Origin of the sequence: Agrococcus sp. TSP3-2-1 (genome assembly GCF_049897585.1) — a bacterium.
Taxonomy (GTDB): Bacteria; Actinomycetota; Actinomycetes; order Actinomycetales; family Microbacteriaceae; genus Agrococcus.
The window spans coordinates 132,368-148,295 of the sequence record NZ_JAFCWN010000002.1 but is presented as its reverse complement, the minus strand read 5'-3'; the positions used below and the strand labels follow the sequence as shown (position 1 = coordinate 148,295).

Here is a 15,928-nt window from a genome sequence, read left to right as displayed (position 1 = left end):
GCACGCGCGACCGCGCTGCGGGGCCGCGACCGCCTACGCCGTCCGGAACTCCGCCTGCCCGGGCGCCAGTCCTGCTCGCTGGAGGTAGTCGAGCGCTCGGCCCAGCGTCACCATCTTCCGATGCAGCTCCCGCATTCCGGGCGCCTTCTCGTCTGAGAACTCATCCAGGCGCTCGTACTCGCGACGAACCTCCACTTCGGCGTCGGCGAGCGTGTCCCAGACCGCCGGATCCTGCTCGAGGTCATGCTTCCTCCGAAGGATGGCGGTCGCGAGCTGACCCGCGACCACCGCTTCCAGCGCAGCTGCGGTGGTTCCAGGACTGGCGAGCCCGAATGCGATGCCGCCGCCGCCAGCTGTGACCAGAGCTCCAGCAGTGAGCAGTCCGCCGATCATGCCCCCGGGACCGAAAGCGGCGAGCGCACTCGTCAGCGCCGCGGCCCCCGCCAGCCCCGCGCCCGCTGCCAACGCGAGACCGCCGGTTGCCACGACGAGCGCCACCGCCCCGGCCCCGATCGCGCCCCACTTGAGCCAGTTGATCTGGCCGCCTCCGCCGAGCACTTCCTGCGCTTCCTTCGCCGCCGCGAAGACGTCGTCACCGAACTGGCTGCCGAGTGCCATCTCCGCGGCGAGGTCCCGCATCGCGTCGCGCCGCAGGTCCGAGGAGACCGTGATCTCGAAGGGTCGTATGACATTCTGCGCGGCAAGCACGGTCAGCAGGACAACTGCTTCCTCCTTCCCGGGGGTGGTGACAGGCAGAGGCTCCGGGGGGGCCGCGTCCGGGGCCGATAGGTCGAAGGCGAGCCGCGCGACGGCGGACGGCAAGGGCCGTAGGGCAGCGCTGCGCTGAGATATCAGCTCCGACACGGCCTCCGCTTGGACCGCTCGGCGCGCACCCGCGAAGCGCTCCTGGTGATCGCCGCGCATCCGCAGTCCGAGGTGATGGGCGTACCGGAGCGCGAGGAGTGTGATCGTCTCAGCCGCGTCCAGGGGAACGTCCACGCCGGAGTCCGCTGCTACGAGCTCCTTCGAGAGCGACCCGAACACGGCATATCCGATGGCCGCCGCGACGGCTCCGTGGCCGAGATAGTCGACGGCGGCGTGAGCGGGAGCGCCGTACATCTGTCGGGCCGGGATGCGATAGTCGAGCAGCCATGGGAACACCGACGACAGTCCGCGACTGGCGACCACCGGATCCGGCCCTTTCCAGAAGTTGACCCACCAGTCCAGATTCGAAGGCGGGTCCTTCAAGTCCTCTCGCAACCGCGAGCCTGAGAAGTTCGCGTTCGCGAGCGGACTGCCGATGGTGACCATCCCAGCCACGCGCAAGCCGACCGGCAATCGCCGCAAGACGTCAGCGGCGATCACCGAGCCGAGGCTGTGCGCGACGATGACGAGTCGCCCTGATGCCGGAAGCGCGTTCAGGACCTTGTTGAGCACAGCCGCTCGGATGTGGGCATTCGAGAGGTAGTTGCGCGCCTGCTGGAAATGGGGGATGACCAGGGCGGCACCGATCAGCACATCCTGCGCCGGCCGCGTCGCACCACGATCGGGGCGTCCGATGCGATATTCGAGCGCGCCGATCCTCCGCTCGAAGTCCCGGCGGTTCTGCCTCGCGAGATCCCGCGCAGGCGCTTTGATGACCATGGGCGGCAGCTTCTCGTCGTCATCGACCCCGTCCAGGAGATGGGCGTACCTCGGCGCGACGGCGTACGTCGACGCTAGCGATGGATAGCCCGCTGTTTGCAGACTCGCGTCCAGCACGGTTTGCCATTGACGCTCGCGATCGCCGTCGCCGACTCCGTGCAGGAACAGCAGGGTGGTCTTCTGTGACACGAGCGTCTCCGGTGGTAGGTCAGCGCTGGCATCCGAGCGCGGCGTGGGAGTAGGGGTGACTGGCGGCGAAGGCCGTCCTAATGAGCATCATGCACGCCAACAGCGCCCATCGTTCATGGCACGCGCGGACTGGTAAATCACCGAGACCGGCTGGCGCGTTCATAAAATGGCCGCCGCAGTCTGGGGCCGGTGGTCAAGGCTTCCACCCGCACCAGTCGCAGCCTGCGAGAGACATGACCTCGCCGCATTGGGGGCACGGCTCGTTGGACACCTGGCGGGGGCTGCCGCTTCGCTCGCCACCGCCCGACTGCGCCGATACGGGATGACGCACTCCCCAGCGACCCGGCAGCCACTCGCTCGGGAAGGGCTTGACGTCGCCGACGAGCTCCTGCACCTCGTCTTCAGAGCGGAACCCGATGGTCGAGCCATGGTGCACTTGCAGAGCCGGCTCTCCCGAGCGCCGCTCCACGCGGAAGTGGTCGCTGTACCGCAGCAGCGCGGCGACGTCGACCTTCGCCACGAAGTCGGCGATGAAGCGCTGGTTCTCGAACGGTGTCCGGTACTCGCGGAACGCGTCCCCGAGCGTGTCGATCGTGCGATCAGTCATGCCGCCATCCTGCCCGGACTTCACGCGACGGTCAGCAGGTAGTCGCCGAGCCGCTCACTTCTCGCAACCGGGAGCTCCGCCGCCGCCGCCCGCGACGCATCCGCCCAGTCAGGAAGGTGCGTCTCGGCGAAGAAGTCGCGCTCGGGTCGACCGAGGTGGTGCATCAGGACGACCCGCTCCGATCGAGCACGCAACGAGCGGATGCGCTCCGGGCGCAGGTAGGACGCGGCGCCGAAGAGCGAGACCACCGTCTCGAAGCGGCGCTCGCCCCGCGCCCGAAGGAACTCTTCGACCGGGCTCACGTGCACGTCGCGGACCCACTGGTGCTTGAAGAGGAGCGAGTGCATCAACCCGCGACTGCTCTCCACGGCTGTGTACCCGTGCTGCTGGCCGGCGAGGCCCAGGTCGAGCGCGGCGCCCGCGCGCGAGCCGAGATCCGTCACGTGTCCGGCCTCGACCCCGAGCTGGCGCAGCCGCTCGCCCAGCGCGAGCACTCCGCTCGCCTCGAACGCGTCGTCGAAGTCGAGGGCGGCAAGATCCCATGGCGAGGGAGAGTCGGTCGCGGTCGCCGGCGCGTCCTGGCGGCCGTACTCGGCAGTGACGGGAGCGATGTTGAGCGCCTTGCTGACGCTCGTGCGATGCGACATGAGCCACAGCTTGACGCCGAGCTGCATCTCGCGCTGACCGAGCGGCTCTCGACCGTAGGGCACCTCGACGTCCGCCAGGTGCAACTCGATGTTCAGGCGCCGGTAGAACTTCCTGGGCATGCCTGCACCGTGGACGATGCGAGCGGCGCGTTCGTAGACCCCCTCGTCGAGATGGCGCCCCTTGATGACATAGGAGTGCTCCGCGCCGCCCTCGAACGTCGACGCCCACTTCCACGGCCATGTCGGCACTTGCGCGGCCAGCCACGCGATCTCGCGCTCCATCTCTGCGTCAGCGGTCGCCCGCGCTGGATCTCCATCGATCACCGTCATGTGGCAACTGTCATGGGAGCCGCTGACAACGCTCGATCTGCCAGGGCTTGTCGGGGGTCTGTGGCCGTCGAGCCGCTATCCCGGTTGTCGTCGCCCCAGCGCCGCGAGCATGGCGGTCGCCTGCGCATGGCCCGCCGTCGAGGCAGGCACTTGCTCGAGCTCGTCCCCGAGTCTGCGCAGCGCGTCGCGCAGGCGCCGCTCATCGCCGCTGAGCGACGAGGTGAAGTCGTCGGCGAGAAGGTAGGAGTGTGCGTCGGTCGCATAGGCGACCAGCACGTCGAGGAACACCTCGACGGCGCGCCCGTCAGGCTCTGGTCCCGAGCCGAGGGGGCGCATCCGCACCTGGTCCTTCCACAGCTCGGCCGCGATCCGGTCGTCGGTCAGCGTGAGCGCGGTCGCCCGTTCAGCCATGGATGCGGGCCGAGGTAGTGCTCGACGCACGTCGTGGACGATGCGGTGGAAGTGCTCGTCGGCGAGGCCGAAACCGACGAACAGCAGGTGGTGCGTGAGCAGGTTCGCCTTTACGATCGCCGACAGCGCCTCCCGCTGCGACGCGTAACCGAGGTAGTCATCGCGCGTCAGCACGATGGACGCCGGTCTGTCGACGCTCCCGTGCAGCTTCAGAAGCCACGCGTCGCCCGTCTCGGCCCTCTCGCCGTCAGGAATGCGGACGCGCGGCAGGCCTGCGTCGTCCGACGCCTTCTCGAACAGCCGGTCGTAGTTCAGGGTGATCGCTTGCGGCGTGCGGAGGCTCGCGAGCAGGGCAGGCGCGAGCCCGTACCGGGGCACGTCGACAAGCCGCACGACCGCCTCCGCGAAGGCCGCTTCCGCCTCCTGGCTTGTCTTGCCCTGCTCGACGTGCCGCTCAATGGTGCGCTGTCGCAGGAACGCGGCGCGATCGAGCTCGCCCCACTTCTCCAGCGCCTTCCGTTGCGTTTCGTCGAGCCCGGCGTCGTCCGCGAGCCGATCGAGCAGGTCGTGCCAGCTCGGGGCGCCAGCGCTCATGCTGGTCCCCGCCCCGAGGAATGGCACCAGCTGGCCACTTCTCGCGAGGTCGGCGAGGCGCTGGGCATCGCCGACTTGCTCCTGGGAGAGGCCGGTCTGCCACCCCTCGCGGCGCTTCCGCAGCTCCTGCATGCGAGCGAAGCTGCGCTCGTCGCGTAGCACGATGGCGAGGTCGACATCGTGCGCGCTCGCCATCTCGGCGCAGACGTCGAGCAGCCGCTCGGCGAGCTGACCCCTCAGGTGCGCACCACCGCCCTTCCCGGTTCCGAAGCTCGGCAGTGCCAGCAGCCGCTTCGACCGCTCGTGACGAGGAGCGGCGGCCATGTGCGCGGCGCACTCCACGAACTCACGCACCGACGTCTCGATGTGCTCGACGCCGGCGGCGTTGAGCACGCCGTTGAGCGGCACGGTCGCGAGCACGAGGGCCGGGCCGTCCCCGCCCGGCGCGAGGGGAACCGCCTGCGCGTCTCCGGCACGCAGACTCGCGACGTCAGTCCGAGCGAGGCGCTCGCGCAGCTCCGGCAGCGCCTCGAACCATCCGGGAGTGATCTCCGGCCGCTCATCCGTGGGCAGCAACCATGCATCGCATTCGAGATGCGTGATGTCGCCCATGGTGATGAACACGTGACCGCCACTCATGGCCGCAATCTATCCGGACGCGGTCGCCGCTCTCGCGAGCCGCGCGACCGCGTCCCCCAGCGCATTCACCGTCCCGCCGTCGAGGTCGCCTGTGCGCTCATCCATGTACTGATCACGTCGCAGCTCGAGCATCACCGACTGCACTCGAGGGTCCCGGCCGAAGTGCTTGAGCGGCACGTAGGCGCCGGCGAACGGCTCGTTGTCCGCCTGCTCGAGATGGCCGAACACCTCGCGTACGCAGCTGAGCAGCGACGCCGCCGTGTGACGTTCGTCGTAGCCGACGCACAGCGGCGGCCGACGGCCATCGGCGTGCAGCTCGTACGGCAGAGCCTGGCTCGGGTACGAGTGCACGTCGATGATGACCGCGCGTCCGTGCCGGTCGATGGCCCGATCGACGAGCAGCTCGACCGCGCGCGAGTAGCGCTCGAAGTGCAGCAGCAGCTCGGCCCGCGCCGGCTCGGGCACCTCGCGGATGCGCTCTCCACGCGCGCCGTGCGTGTACAGCACACCCATGCCGACGGCGTTCATCTCCTCCTCATCGCCGGGGAAGCGCTCGACGTCGACGACGAGTCGTGAAACTTCGGCGATCACCGCGGATGCGTCGCACGACTCGAGCGCGCGACGCACCATGCGATCGACCGCGTGATCGGTCAGCGCGAGCAGCTCACGCCGGAGCCCCGCGTCGTCGATCGTGAAGTGGTCGCGGAACGGTGACGGGATCCGGGTCGATCCGTGCGGCGCGTGCAGGATGACCGGCGAGCGATCCGTGGCGTCGACGACCGTCGGTTCAAGGCCGCGAGCACCGTCCGCCGCCGACGCGTGAAGAGCGCTCATCCGCGTGTCACTCCCGCCAGCTCGAGCACCCGCACTGCGAGCCGGTCGATGTCGCGGCCCAGCTCGTCGTACATCATGAGCAGCGGCCGCACCCCGACCTGCCGCGTGTGCACGAAGCCGTCCGTGTCGAGCACGAAAGTCGTCTCGACATCCCTCGTCATCGCCCACAGCCAGGGCCGAACCTGCACCGACCTCGGGTCGCCGAAGCGCTTCGCCGCATCGTCGCGATGGTTGTGCACGTCGTGGTGCACGGTCTCGAACCCGAGGAGCAGCGGCTCGTCCTCCGGCTCGAGGAGGCCGTGGACCATCGGCTGCACCTCGATCGGCACCGGCACCCACGGTCGAGGTGCGTCGAGGTGCATCGCGAGCAGCCGAGCGATCAGCCGGTAGACGATCGAGCGGGCGGTCGTCGCCGGTGAACGGTGCGGAATGCCGAGCCCGCTCGTCACCTCGATGCGCTTGAGCGTGTCGTGCGCGCCGGGACAGTGCAGCACCGTCTCCCACGACCAATGCGACTCGCTCTCCCCGCGGTACGCGCGCACGCCCGCGTGCAGGTCGAAGAAGACGCGCGCCTGGGCGTCGTCGCCTGCCTCGGCCGCGACCAGCACCGGCCCGGTGGAGTGCATGAAGCGCTCGATCCACACCCGCGGGTGCCGGCGGCCGAGCTCGCTCGCGAGCCACCAGGCCTGCTGGAGCTTGAACCGGTCGGCGGTCATCGTGCGATCTCCGAGGCGAGCCGGCGCACCGCGTCGACGAGGAACTGCTGCGGGTTGTAGCGGGGCATCGAGGCCCGCAGCGCAGCCAGAGCCTCCTCGGCGCTGGCGCCGCGGTGCCGCACCGCGTACAGCGCCCCGACGGCCGCGGTCCGCGAGCGCGACTCCGCGCAGTGGAGCAGCACCTCGTGACCCTCCGCGCGCAGCATCGCCACCGCATCCGCCGCGTCGGTGAGCACGAGATCGAGGTGCGGGTTCTTGCCCGGCTGGTCGATGAGCCGCACCTCGATGTGGTTGGCCGCCTCGACCCGCGCCTGCTGGCGGCCGACCCGGCACAGCGAGACGACGGCGGTGACGGATGCCGGGACGACGTCGAGCGCGCCGAGGTCGCCGAGCCAGACGCCCGAGTCTGCGGGGTGCGGCACGAGCAGCGGATCGTTCAGCAGCGGCATGCGCTCTGCCATCGGCCAGCCATAGGAGTCGACGCCGCGGACGGCGAGCGTCGCGAGCTCGATCAGGGTGCGGCGGTCGCCCTCGGCTCCTTCAGCCGCCCACCCGTGCAGGTGCCGGGTCAGCGAAGCCGGGATGGCCGACGCGCCGTAGACGGCACCGGCGAGCCCGCCGGCGATCGCGGCGACCGTGTCGGTGTCCTTGCCGGAGCGCACAGCGAGCTCGAGCACCTCGGCGAGCGTCGCACCGTGGACGATCGCCGACCACGCGGCCTGGAACGCGCCGACCACCCAGCCGTTGTTCGCCGTCAGCTCCCACGGCATCCGCAGTTCGGCCTCGCCGGCGAGCTCACGCCAGCGCTGCTGGCGCTCCTCCGGGAGCGCTGCGATGGCGCGCTCGAGATCGAGGTCGCCCGTGAGGATCGCGCGACGGATGGCGAGCGTCCAGATCACGCACGCGTCGCCCGCGTCGACGTCGAAGTGCGTGAGGTCGCTGATCGCGCGAGCGGCTCGGGCCGCGTCTCCCGCGCGGCCGCGCTCGAGGTAGCCGAGTGCGACAGGCCCCGTGCGCATCAGCGAGCCGTTGCCGCCGGAGCGGCCGCGCCGCTCGTGCAGATGCACGGCCGCGGCGCGAGCGGCCGCGGCACTGGGCTGCCGCGCATCGCGCAGCACCGCACGGATCTGGATGCCAACGTCCTTCGCAGTGGCGCTCCAGCCGATCCACTGAGCGACGAGGCGGTCGAGCGTCGCCTCGTCGTCGAGCGAGCGGCCATCGGCGAGCGCACGGAGGATCGGCAGCGCCATCGCGGTGTCGTCGGTCCACTCGCCCAGCTCCCACCCTCCCCCGGCGTGAGCCGCGATCGTGGTGGGCGGGAGCACGGCCGGGCCGAACTCGTACGGGGCGCCGAGGGCGTCGCCAGCGGCGGCGGCGAGGATCGCGCCGAGTGCGCGGTCCGTCTGAGGGGAGGTGAGGGCCATGGTGGCTCCTTCCGGTCGAGTCGAGCGGGTTTGCTCACTCTTGATCTAACTCATGGCCACTGACATTAGCGCAGACCTGCTTGAATCGGTGAATGAGCACGAGGGCGAAGAGGGATGCGAGCCTCACCAACTACGCGCGGCCGTCGGTCGCGGTCGACACCGCGGTACTGACGGTGCGTGACGGCAGACTCTGTGTGGGGCTCCTGACGGACGAGCGGACGCGACGACGGCGACTGCCCGGGACCTTCCTCCACGAGGGAGAGGTGCTGGCCGACGCGGTGCGGCGCTCGCTGCGCGAGAAGGCCGGCATCCGCGATGTCGAACCGGCGCAGCTCCACGTCTTCGACGCGCTCGACCGGGATTCACGCGGATGGGTCCTGTCGGTCGCGCACATGGCCGTCGTGCGCGCGGATGCGCTGGGCGCCCTCGATGCGGCCCCCATAGCGGACGCGGTCGGCCTCGACTTCGACCACGACGCGATCGTGCGGTTCGCGGTGGAGCGCCTGCGGCTCGACTACGACAAGCACCCGGATCCCGCGGACCTCCTCACCGAACCGTTTACGATCGCGGAGCTGCGCGAGGTGCACGAGGCGGTCGCGGGCGCGCTCCTGCAGCCGGACACGTTCCGGCGGCGCGTGCTACCGCAGCTCCTGGACACTGGCGACATGCAGCGCGGCGGGGTGGGGAAGCCGGCGGGGTTGTTCCGGCGAGCGTAAGCGTGCCGCCTCAGAGCCTTGCCTCCGCCGTGTTCAGGCCGAAGGATGAGACGCATGAACGATGCTCACCGTCTTGCTCGGCACCTGTCCAACGCTCTCGCTACTCGCCCTGAGATGTCAGAGGACGCTGCTGGTCCGTCATGGGCAGCAGCGATCGAGCAGGCGATCGGCGCGCTGGACTGGCTTGGAATCGCTCACTTCTCGACAGGAGCGCCAGACGGCGAGGGCTGGGTCGATGGCGACGAGCTGCACTGGTGCTCGGTCCAGGCTGACGAGCCGTCCGGGTACACCCTCCGCGTCGACCTCGATCTTCCCGGCGATCACACCGTGCTGCTCCCGCTCCTCACGGAGCTGTCCCGTCGACGCCCTGAAGCCATGGCGGTCGTGGGCGACGCGTTCGTACTGCTCCGCTTCGCGGACGATGAGGCCTCAGCCCTTGCCATGGAGCTCGCGACGATCTGCGCGGCCGTCCTGGAGCCCCGCCCCGGCGACGTCATCGACGCCGCGATCTGGGAGCGTTCCGAGCAGCCCCGAGGCTTCCCTCGCATCGGCGACCTCCCGACGGCGACCGCCATGTACGCGTGACGAGCGGTCCTCTCCCCGAACCGCCGAACCTGAGCCGACGTCAGTGGTCGCCCACACACTGGAATCACCGCTCGGAACCGACACCGGCGGGGCGCCCGGAGGGCGGCGAGAGCCGCCCGGAGGCCGGGGCCGCGGTCGGATCCCTGCGACGGAAGGAGCCGGCCATGGCCGACACCGACTACACCGCGCTGCTCATCGTGCTCGACCGATCCGGTTCGATGAGCGGCATCCGCGACGACATGGTCGACGCGCTCGAGCAGATGCTCCGCGACCAGGCGGCGCAGCCTGGCATGCTCACGGTCGACCTCGTCACCTTCGACGACGTCGTCGAGCACACGCACGTCTCCGCGGCACCCGAGGACGTCCGCATCCGGCTCGAGCCGCGCGGCGGCACCGCTCTCTACGACGCAGTCGGCAGCTCGATCAACGGCTTCGCCGCCCGGCTCGACGCGCTGCCCGAGCACGCCCGCCCCGCCACGGCGCAGGTGGTGGTCGTCACCGACGGCTTCGACAACCGCAGCCTCGAGTACACGCCCGGCACCGTCCGACGCCTCATCGAGCGTCAGCGCGAGCGCGCCGGATGGGATGTCGTCTTCCTCGGCGCGGATCAGGACGCGGTGCTCGCGGCCGCAGACCTGGGCATCGGAGCGGACCGGTCGATGACGTTCTCGCGCGGCGCGCACAACATCGATTCAATGGTCGGCACCATGAGCCGCCACATCTCGACGGTGCGCGCCGGCGGCACCGGCGGGTTCACGGACGCAGACCGCGAGGCGGCGGTCGAGAACGAGGACGACGACCTGCGCTGACCCTGCGGGCCGTCGACGGGCGGCTGCCGCACAATGACCCCGGGCGGGGTCCGCTCGCGCAGCGACCCCGCCCGCACGACCACAGCCGAAGGGGCGCCGTGATCATCGATGACACGACCGGAGAGCTGCTGCTGACGGCCAGCGACCTGACCAGCGCGAGCGCGTGCGAGTGGCGCGTGCTCACCTCCCTCGATGCCCGCCTCGGCCGGCGCGAGCGGCCGCCCGCCGACGACGACGCGATGCTCGCTCGCACGGCGATCCTCGGCGACGCGCACGAGGAGCGCCTGCTCGCGGGGATGCGCGAGCGTGGTCCGGTGGTCGAGATCCGCCGAGCGCTCGACGACGAGGGCCGGAGCGAGGCCGTCGCCCGCACACAGGCGGCGCTCGATGCCCGAGCGCCCGCCATCTTCCAGGCGGCGTTCCGCGGCGAGCGCTTCTTCGGCTACGCCGACTTCGTCGAGCTCGACGAGCAGGGACGATACGTCGTGTCGGATGCGAAGCTCGCGCGCCACGCGAAGGTGACCGCGCTGCTGCAGCTGGCGGCCTACGCGCGGGCCATCCGCGCGATGGGAGCGCCGGTCGGCGACGAGGTGCGGCTGCTGCTGGGCGACGACACCGTCAGCACCCACGCGTTGCGCGACATCGAGCCGGTGCTGCTCGAGCGGCGCGCGCGGTTCGAGCACCTGGTCGACGAGCGGCTGCAGGCGACGGATCCGCTGGCCTGGGCGACCGACGGCATCCTCGCCTGCGGGTCCTGCCCCGCCTGCGAGGAGCAGATCGCGGCGACCGACGACGTCTTCCAGATCGCCGGCCTCCGTCGCGACCAGCGAGATCGGCTGCGCGCCGCCGGCATCTGCTCGGTCGCTGAGCTCGCCGCGGCTGACGACGCGGCGAAGCCTCCCCGTATGGCGATCGCGACCTTCGCATCCCTCCGCCAGCAGGCAGCGGCACAGCTGCGCTCGCGCGAGGCGGATGCCGTGTCCTTCGAGCTCGTCGACGCGGCGCCGATCGAGGCACTGCCCTCGCCGAGCGACGGCGACCTGTTCTTCGACTTCGAGGGCGACCCGCTCTGGCAGGACGGCCCGTTCTGGGGCCTCGACTACCTCTTCGGCGTACGCGACGCCACGGGCGCGTTCACGGGCTTCTGGGCGCATTCCCTCGCCGAGGAGCGGCAGGCGCTCATCGACTTCCTCGCCTTCGTGCGCGAGCGCCGCGAGCGCCACCCCGACCTCCGCATCTACCACTACGCGTCGTACGAGCGCACGCACCTGCTGAGCATCGCCGCCCGGCACGGCGTCGGTGAGGAGGAGGTCGACGACCTGCTGCGTGCGGGCGTGCTCGTCGACCTCTACCCGGTGGTGAAGCGCTCGCTCGTGGTCGGCAGTCCGAGCTACTCGCTGAAGAAGCTCGAGCCGCTCTACATGCCCGCGGAGCGCGCGGGCGAGGTGACGAACGCCGGCGACTCGATCGTATGGTTCCAGCAGGCGACCGAGCTGCGGGAGCGGGGCGAACACGAGGAGGCCGATCGCCTCTTCCGGCAGATCGAGGCCTACAACGCCTACGACGTCGAGTCGACGCATGGCCTCCGCGACTGGCTCCGGAGCCTCGTGTCGGGCACCGGGGCCGAGCGCGCCGCGGTCTCGCCGAAGGAGCTCTCGCCCGAGCGCGCCGAGGTCGTCGCGGCCCGCGAGCGGCTCGTCGAGCGGCTGCTCGCGCGCGCCGGCGACGACCCGGCCCACCGCGACGCCGAGCAGACAGCGCTCTGGCTCGCCGCGGCCGCGGTCGGCTTCCACACGCGGGAGCGCAAGACGTTCTGGTGGGAGCACTTCTCTCGGCTCGACGGACTCGTCGAGGAGTGGCGCGACCAGCGAGACGTGGTGACGATCGACGAGGTGCTCGAGGTCGGTGGCTGGGAGCAGGAGCCGCGCAAGCAGAGCCCTTCGCGCCGGATCCGCTTCCGCGGCACTGTCGCGCCGGGTTCTCGCCTCGGCGACGAGGCATCCGGCATGCATGCCGTGTACACGCAGCCGAGCCCGGTCGACCCTGACGCGACGACAGAGCTGCGAGCCCACGCCAGGACGACGCTCACGGCGATCGACGGCGATGAGTTCGAGCTCGTGGAGCAGGCGGGCAAGGGCAACTCGCCCTGGGACGCGCTGCCGATCGCGCTCACGCCGGCGCAGCCGCCGAACGCCGGCCCCCTCATCGAGTCGATCGAGGCGTGGGCGGAGCAGGTGGCTGCGACCGTCCCCACCGAACACGCGCTGTCGGAGAGCCTGCCGGACGACGCCGCGCTCGACGTCCTCCGTCGCCGCGCGCCTCGGGCGCTTGCGCCTGTCGGTGAGGGCGACCGCGCGACGATCACGGCGATCGCCGATTCTCTCGCCGGGCTGGACGCCCGCTTCGTCGCCGTGCAGGGACCTCCCGGCACTGGGAAGACCTACACCGGCGCACGGGTGATCGCGCGCCTCGTCGAGCGCGGCTGGCGCATCGGCGTGGTCGCCCAGTCGCACGCGACGGTCGAGCACATGCTCGAGGGCGTCATCGAGGCCGGCGTGCCGGCCGATCGCGTGCTGAAGAAGCGGAAGGAGGGCGACACCGCCTCGCACTCCTGGACGGCCTCGTCCGATCCCGAGGGCGAGCTCGGTACCGCGGGCGGCGTCGTCGGTGGCACCGCGTGGACGTTCGCGGGTCTCGCGAACAAGGGCCGCTCGCCTCTCGACCTGCTGGTGATCGACGAGGCAGGCCAGTTCTCGCTCGCCAACACGATCGCCGCGGGACGCGCCACGAAGCGCCTGCTGCTCATCGGCGACCCGCAGCAGCTGCCGCAGGTGAGCCAGGGCACGCACCCCGCGCCGGTCGACGACTCGGCGCTCGGCTGGCTGTGCGACGGAGCCGCGGTCGTGCCGCCGGAGTTCGGCTACTTCCTCGGCACCTCGTGGCGGATGCATCCGGCCCTCTGCGAGGCAGTATCCGACCTCGCGTACGACGGCATGCTCAGCGCGCACGACTCGGGGCGAAGCATGCCGGGCATCGAGCCGGGGCTCGTGCCGGTGCGGGTCGAGCACAGCGGCAACACCACGACCTCGCCGGAAGAGGCGGAGGAGGTCGTGCGGATCATTCGCGGGCTTGTCGGTCGCGAGTGGATCGACAAGCACGGGCGACGCCCGCTCACCGCCGCCGACGCCATCGTCGTCGCGCCCTACAACGCGCAGGTGGGCCTGCTGCAGGACCGTCTGCGGCAAGCGGGGTTCGGCGCTGCGTCGGTGGGGACGGTCGATCGGTTCCAGGGCCGCGAGGCCGCCGTCGTCATCGTCTCGCTCTCGGCATCCAGCGCGGCGGAGGTGCCGCGCGGTATTGAGTTCCTGCTCTCGATCAATCGGCTGAACGTCGCGATCTCCCGGGGGCAGTGGCTCGCCTACCTCGTGCACTCACCCGGGCTGCGGGCGCACTTGCCGCCCAGGCCCGAGGGTGTCGCGCAGCTGAGCGCGTTCCTGAGGCTGGCCGGCCCGCATGTCATGCAGGATCGGAGCCTGGGAGGCACGTATGACTGACGCGCAGCACCACGACGCTGAACTCGTGGACGAGATCGAAGGCAACTGGTATCGGCTTGCGCGCCGAACCCAGCAGTTCGACCGGAAGATGATGCTGTTCGAGGTGGGTCGCGCGATGCCAGACGGACTTGCGAGGCATGCCGGGGGTCGGGAGGTCTTCAAGCACACGGAGTACTTCCTGCCTTCGGTCGCCCACGGGCAGGCGCCGGCATTCCCGCCACGGTCCGGGCAGCTCCTCCTCGACCGCGAGGAGGCATTGGCCTGGGCGCTGGGCGCATTCGCGACCCGAGAGCGAGTGGCTTCGGGCGAGCGACTGCCGAGTCACCACTTCGCGGCGCTCTGGCCAGCCGACCGCGCGTTTCCGGGATCGGCCGGCTCGGCTCCCCGGCTTGCCCCGGGATACGGCGACACCCTCGAGCAGATCAGCCGAGAGCTCCGTTGGGTCGAGCCGGGCCAGATCGCCGAGCTGATCGTGACGCACCACGATCTCCCTGGCCTGACTGCCACTCGCCTGACGCCCGCGCTCTGGTGCGCGACCGTCCCGATGCCCCCGCACCGTGTCGATCCGTGGCTCATCGAGGAGCTGGTGCGACTGGGCCAGTGGCGCGGTGTGGAGATGGCCCGGTTCGACATGGAGCGCGGCGATCATGGCGCACTCCAGCTGCTCTACCGACAGCACGAGATCCCTGAGCTGGCGGAGGTGCTGCTGCTCGGAGCGAGGCTCGCGATCGGCGCGGAGCCCTCGCAGTACCTCGTCGACGTGCTCGTGGAAGACGTCGAGGAGGCGGAGCTCGCGGAGCCGGGTGAGCTGCCGATCCTGCATCCCCCGACGAACGTCGACCACGGCGGGGCCAGCGATCAGCGACGGGCGAAGGAGCGCTGGGAGCGCGACATGGAGGCGCGTGGATCCCTCCGTAACGATCCGCTGATCGACGAGCGATGGCACGGCTTCGCCGACCGCCTCGCATCCTCGATCCTGGCGCTCGACGGCGACCTGATGGGCGGCCGCCTCGGCACCCTCTCGATGACCACCTACGCAGTGGTGCACGGCTTCGACGGCGACGAGTCTCCGCACGTTCGCGTGATCGTGCGCGATGGCGGCTGGTACTGCCAGATCCGTTCCGGCACGGACGATGAGCGTTCAGCTCGGCTGCAGGGTCTCGGTATCGTGCCGCGCGGGTGGGGCCGCGGATTCGTGCTCGCTGGCGAGCCGACCGTCCCCGACGAAGATCCGTCCGATTGGAGCGTCGGCCGCTGGTTCCCAAGCGGGACGAGCCCGTTCGAGGTGGCGCACGAGCTGCTGGTCCAGCTCACCCTGCACCACGGCATCACAGCCGATGACCCGGTGACCATCCATGGCCTGGACTACTGGTTCCCGCGAGACCCCGCGACCTCCAGGCTCGGCGACAGCTGGTTGCTCGGGTTCTCGCACGTCCGCGCTGAGGCGTCGAGCACACCGGAGGAGGATGCGGACCAGGCACCGGCACTGCCGCCTTCGGAATCGCCCGCCATGCGCCTCTTCGAGTTCCAGGTCGACGATCAGGAGACTGCGATGTTCCGCTGCCGGGCGCGCGATCTCGCCGAGGCGATGACGAAGGCGCGGAGTGCTGGCGTCGGCTCGCCGATCCTCCTCGCCGAGGCGGCGATCGAGCAGGCCGAGCGGACCGAGGTCGCGAGAGCTCGTGCGCTGGATGATCCGATGCTGGGCCCGTCGTGGATGCCGCTCATCGACGCGATCGCGAACGAGCTCGATGTCGTGGATGCGAACGCGCCCAGGATCCTGCAGCTCTACGCGGCGCAGTTCCGCTACGACCCGCACGTGTCCCCGTACTTCCAGTTCCTCAGGCAGTCCGATGGCACCCTGCTCGCCGAGGTGCGTGGTCCGTGGCCGGAGCCGACGAGCTCGCTGCCGGCCTGGGAGGAGCGGGCAAGGATGCTCGGGTGGCGCATCCGAGGTGACGAGGTGGACCCGACGGAGGAGCCGCTGCTGCAGGAGCAGGCAGACTCCCCCAATCCGACGAAGCGGTTCGGAGCGCATCAGAGCGGGTACACGATCGTCGCCAACGTGCTGGCGATGGTCTTGTTCACCTGGGAGATCACAACGAAGGATCTCTTCTGCCTCGTCGGACAGCCGCAGGTCCTCGAGGCACAGGAAGGCTTCGAGCGACTCGAGGGCTACGAGGTGTTCAAGCTGAAGGACCCAGGAGACAGCTGACGCCGCCGATCCGA

Annotated in this window: 12 protein-coding genes; 5 read left to right on the top strand and 7 right to left on the bottom strand. The window is 70.5% G+C overall.

All coding sequences use genetic code 11. The annotated features are described in order from the left end of the window. Nucleotides 1-33 precede the first annotated feature (33 nt). From ACP7BI_RS03210 to ACP7BI_RS03180, 7 genes are all read right to left on the bottom strand, one after another. Nucleotides 34-1,833: a hypothetical protein gene (locus tag ACP7BI_RS03210; RefSeq protein WP_425843707.1), complete on the bottom strand. Its 1,800-nt coding sequence runs from the start codon at nt 1,831-1,833 to the stop codon at nt 34-36. A gap of 193 nt (nt 1,834-2,026) precedes the next feature. Continuing rightward, complete coding sequence (locus ACP7BI_RS03205) at nt 2,027-2,464, bottom strand: hypothetical protein (protein ID WP_425843706.1); 438 nt, start codon at nt 2,462-2,464, stop codon at nt 2,027-2,029. Continuing rightward, nucleotides 2,461-3,417, bottom strand: a complete 957-nt coding sequence (locus ACP7BI_RS03200; protein WP_425843705.1) for a hypothetical protein — start codon at nt 3,415-3,417, stop codon at nt 2,461-2,463. The genes ACP7BI_RS03205 and ACP7BI_RS03200 overlap by 4 nt, the downstream gene beginning before the upstream one ends. A gap of 75 nt (nt 3,418-3,492) precedes the next feature. Then, nucleotides 3,493-5,061 carry an SIR2 family NAD-dependent protein deacylase gene (locus ACP7BI_RS03195; protein ID WP_425843703.1) on the bottom strand — a complete coding sequence of 523 codons (1,569 nt, stop codon included), beginning with the start codon at nt 5,059-5,061 and terminating at the stop codon, nt 3,493-3,495. A 9-nt stretch (nt 5,062-5,070) separates the two neighbouring features. Further along, on the bottom strand, nt 5,071-5,895 hold the full coding sequence (locus ACP7BI_RS03190) for an N-formylglutamate amidohydrolase (protein ID WP_425843701.1): 825 nt from the start codon (nt 5,893-5,895) through the stop codon (nt 5,071-5,073). Further along, on the bottom strand, nt 5,892-6,611 hold the full coding sequence (locus ACP7BI_RS03185) for a hypothetical protein (protein WP_425843699.1): 720 nt from the start codon (nt 6,609-6,611) through the stop codon (nt 5,892-5,894). The genes ACP7BI_RS03190 and ACP7BI_RS03185 overlap by 4 nt, the downstream gene beginning before the upstream one ends. Further along, on the bottom strand, nt 6,608-8,035 hold the full coding sequence (locus ACP7BI_RS03180) for an ADP-ribosylglycohydrolase family protein (RefSeq protein WP_425843697.1): 1,428 nt from the start codon (nt 8,033-8,035) through the stop codon (nt 6,608-6,610). The genes ACP7BI_RS03185 and ACP7BI_RS03180 overlap by 4 nt, the downstream gene beginning before the upstream one ends. A gap of 92 nt (nt 8,036-8,127) precedes the next feature. Here ACP7BI_RS03180 and ACP7BI_RS03175 point away from each other — a divergent pair, with 92 nt between their 5' ends. The 5 genes from ACP7BI_RS03175 (at nt 8,128) to ACP7BI_RS03155 (ending at nt 15,914) form a co-directional block, all read left to right on the top strand. After that, complete coding sequence (locus ACP7BI_RS03175) at nt 8,128-8,751, top strand: NUDIX hydrolase (protein ID WP_425843695.1); 624 nt, start codon at nt 8,128-8,130, stop codon at nt 8,749-8,751. A 54-nt stretch (nt 8,752-8,805) separates the two neighbouring features. Continuing rightward, entirely contained in the window at nt 8,806-9,336 is a 531-nt protein-coding gene (locus tag ACP7BI_RS03170) for a hypothetical protein (protein WP_425843693.1), read from the top strand. Nucleotides 9,337-9,500: 164 nt separating this feature from the next. After that, complete coding sequence (locus tag ACP7BI_RS03165) at nt 9,501-10,145, top strand: VWA domain-containing protein (protein ID WP_425843691.1); 645 nt, start codon at nt 9,501-9,503, stop codon at nt 10,143-10,145. A 98-nt stretch (nt 10,146-10,243) separates the two neighbouring features. Beyond that, nucleotides 10,244-13,699 (top strand): TM0106 family RecB-like putative nuclease, encoded by a 3,456-nt coding sequence (locus ACP7BI_RS03160; RefSeq protein WP_425843689.1) that lies wholly within the window; start codon nt 10,244-10,246, stop codon nt 13,697-13,699. Further along, on the top strand, nt 13,692-15,914 hold the full coding sequence (locus ACP7BI_RS03155) for a hypothetical protein (RefSeq protein ID WP_425843687.1): 2,223 nt from the start codon (nt 13,692-13,694) through the stop codon (nt 15,912-15,914). The genes ACP7BI_RS03160 and ACP7BI_RS03155 overlap by 8 nt, the downstream gene beginning before the upstream one ends. The last annotated feature ends 14 nt before the right edge of the window (nt 15,915-15,928 follow it).

What these genes read in the sequence shown, in the direction of transcription:
- ACP7BI_RS03155 (WP_425843687.1), top strand. Translation starts at nt 13,692, where the DNA reads ATGACTGACGCGCAGCACCACGACGCTGAACTCGTGGACGAGATCGAA.
- ACP7BI_RS03165 (WP_425843691.1), top strand. Translation starts at nt 9,501, where the DNA reads ATGGCCGACACCGACTACACCGCGCTGCTCATCGTGCTCGACCGATCC.
- ACP7BI_RS03195 (WP_425843703.1), bottom strand. Translation starts at nt 5,061, where the DNA reads ATGAGTGGCGGTCACGTGTTCATCACCATGGGCGACATCACGCATCTC.
- ACP7BI_RS03190 (WP_425843701.1), bottom strand. Translation starts at nt 5,895, where the DNA reads ATGAGCGCTCTTCACGCGTCGGCGGCGGACGGTGCTCGCGGCCTTGAA.
- ACP7BI_RS03175 (WP_425843695.1), top strand. Translation starts at nt 8,128, where the DNA reads ATGAGCACGAGGGCGAAGAGGGATGCGAGCCTCACCAACTACGCGCGG.
- ACP7BI_RS03170 (WP_425843693.1), top strand. Translation starts at nt 8,806, where the DNA reads ATGAACGATGCTCACCGTCTTGCTCGGCACCTGTCCAACGCTCTCGCT.
- ACP7BI_RS03185 (WP_425843699.1), bottom strand. Translation starts at nt 6,611, where the DNA reads ATGACCGCCGACCGGTTCAAGCTCCAGCAGGCCTGGTGGCTCGCGAGC.
- ACP7BI_RS03180 (WP_425843697.1), bottom strand. Translation starts at nt 8,035, where the DNA reads ATGGCCCTCACCTCCCCTCAGACGGACCGCGCACTCGGCGCGATCCTC.
- ACP7BI_RS03200 (WP_425843705.1), bottom strand. Translation starts at nt 3,417, where the DNA reads ATGACGGTGATCGATGGAGATCCAGCGCGGGCGACCGCTGACGCAGAG.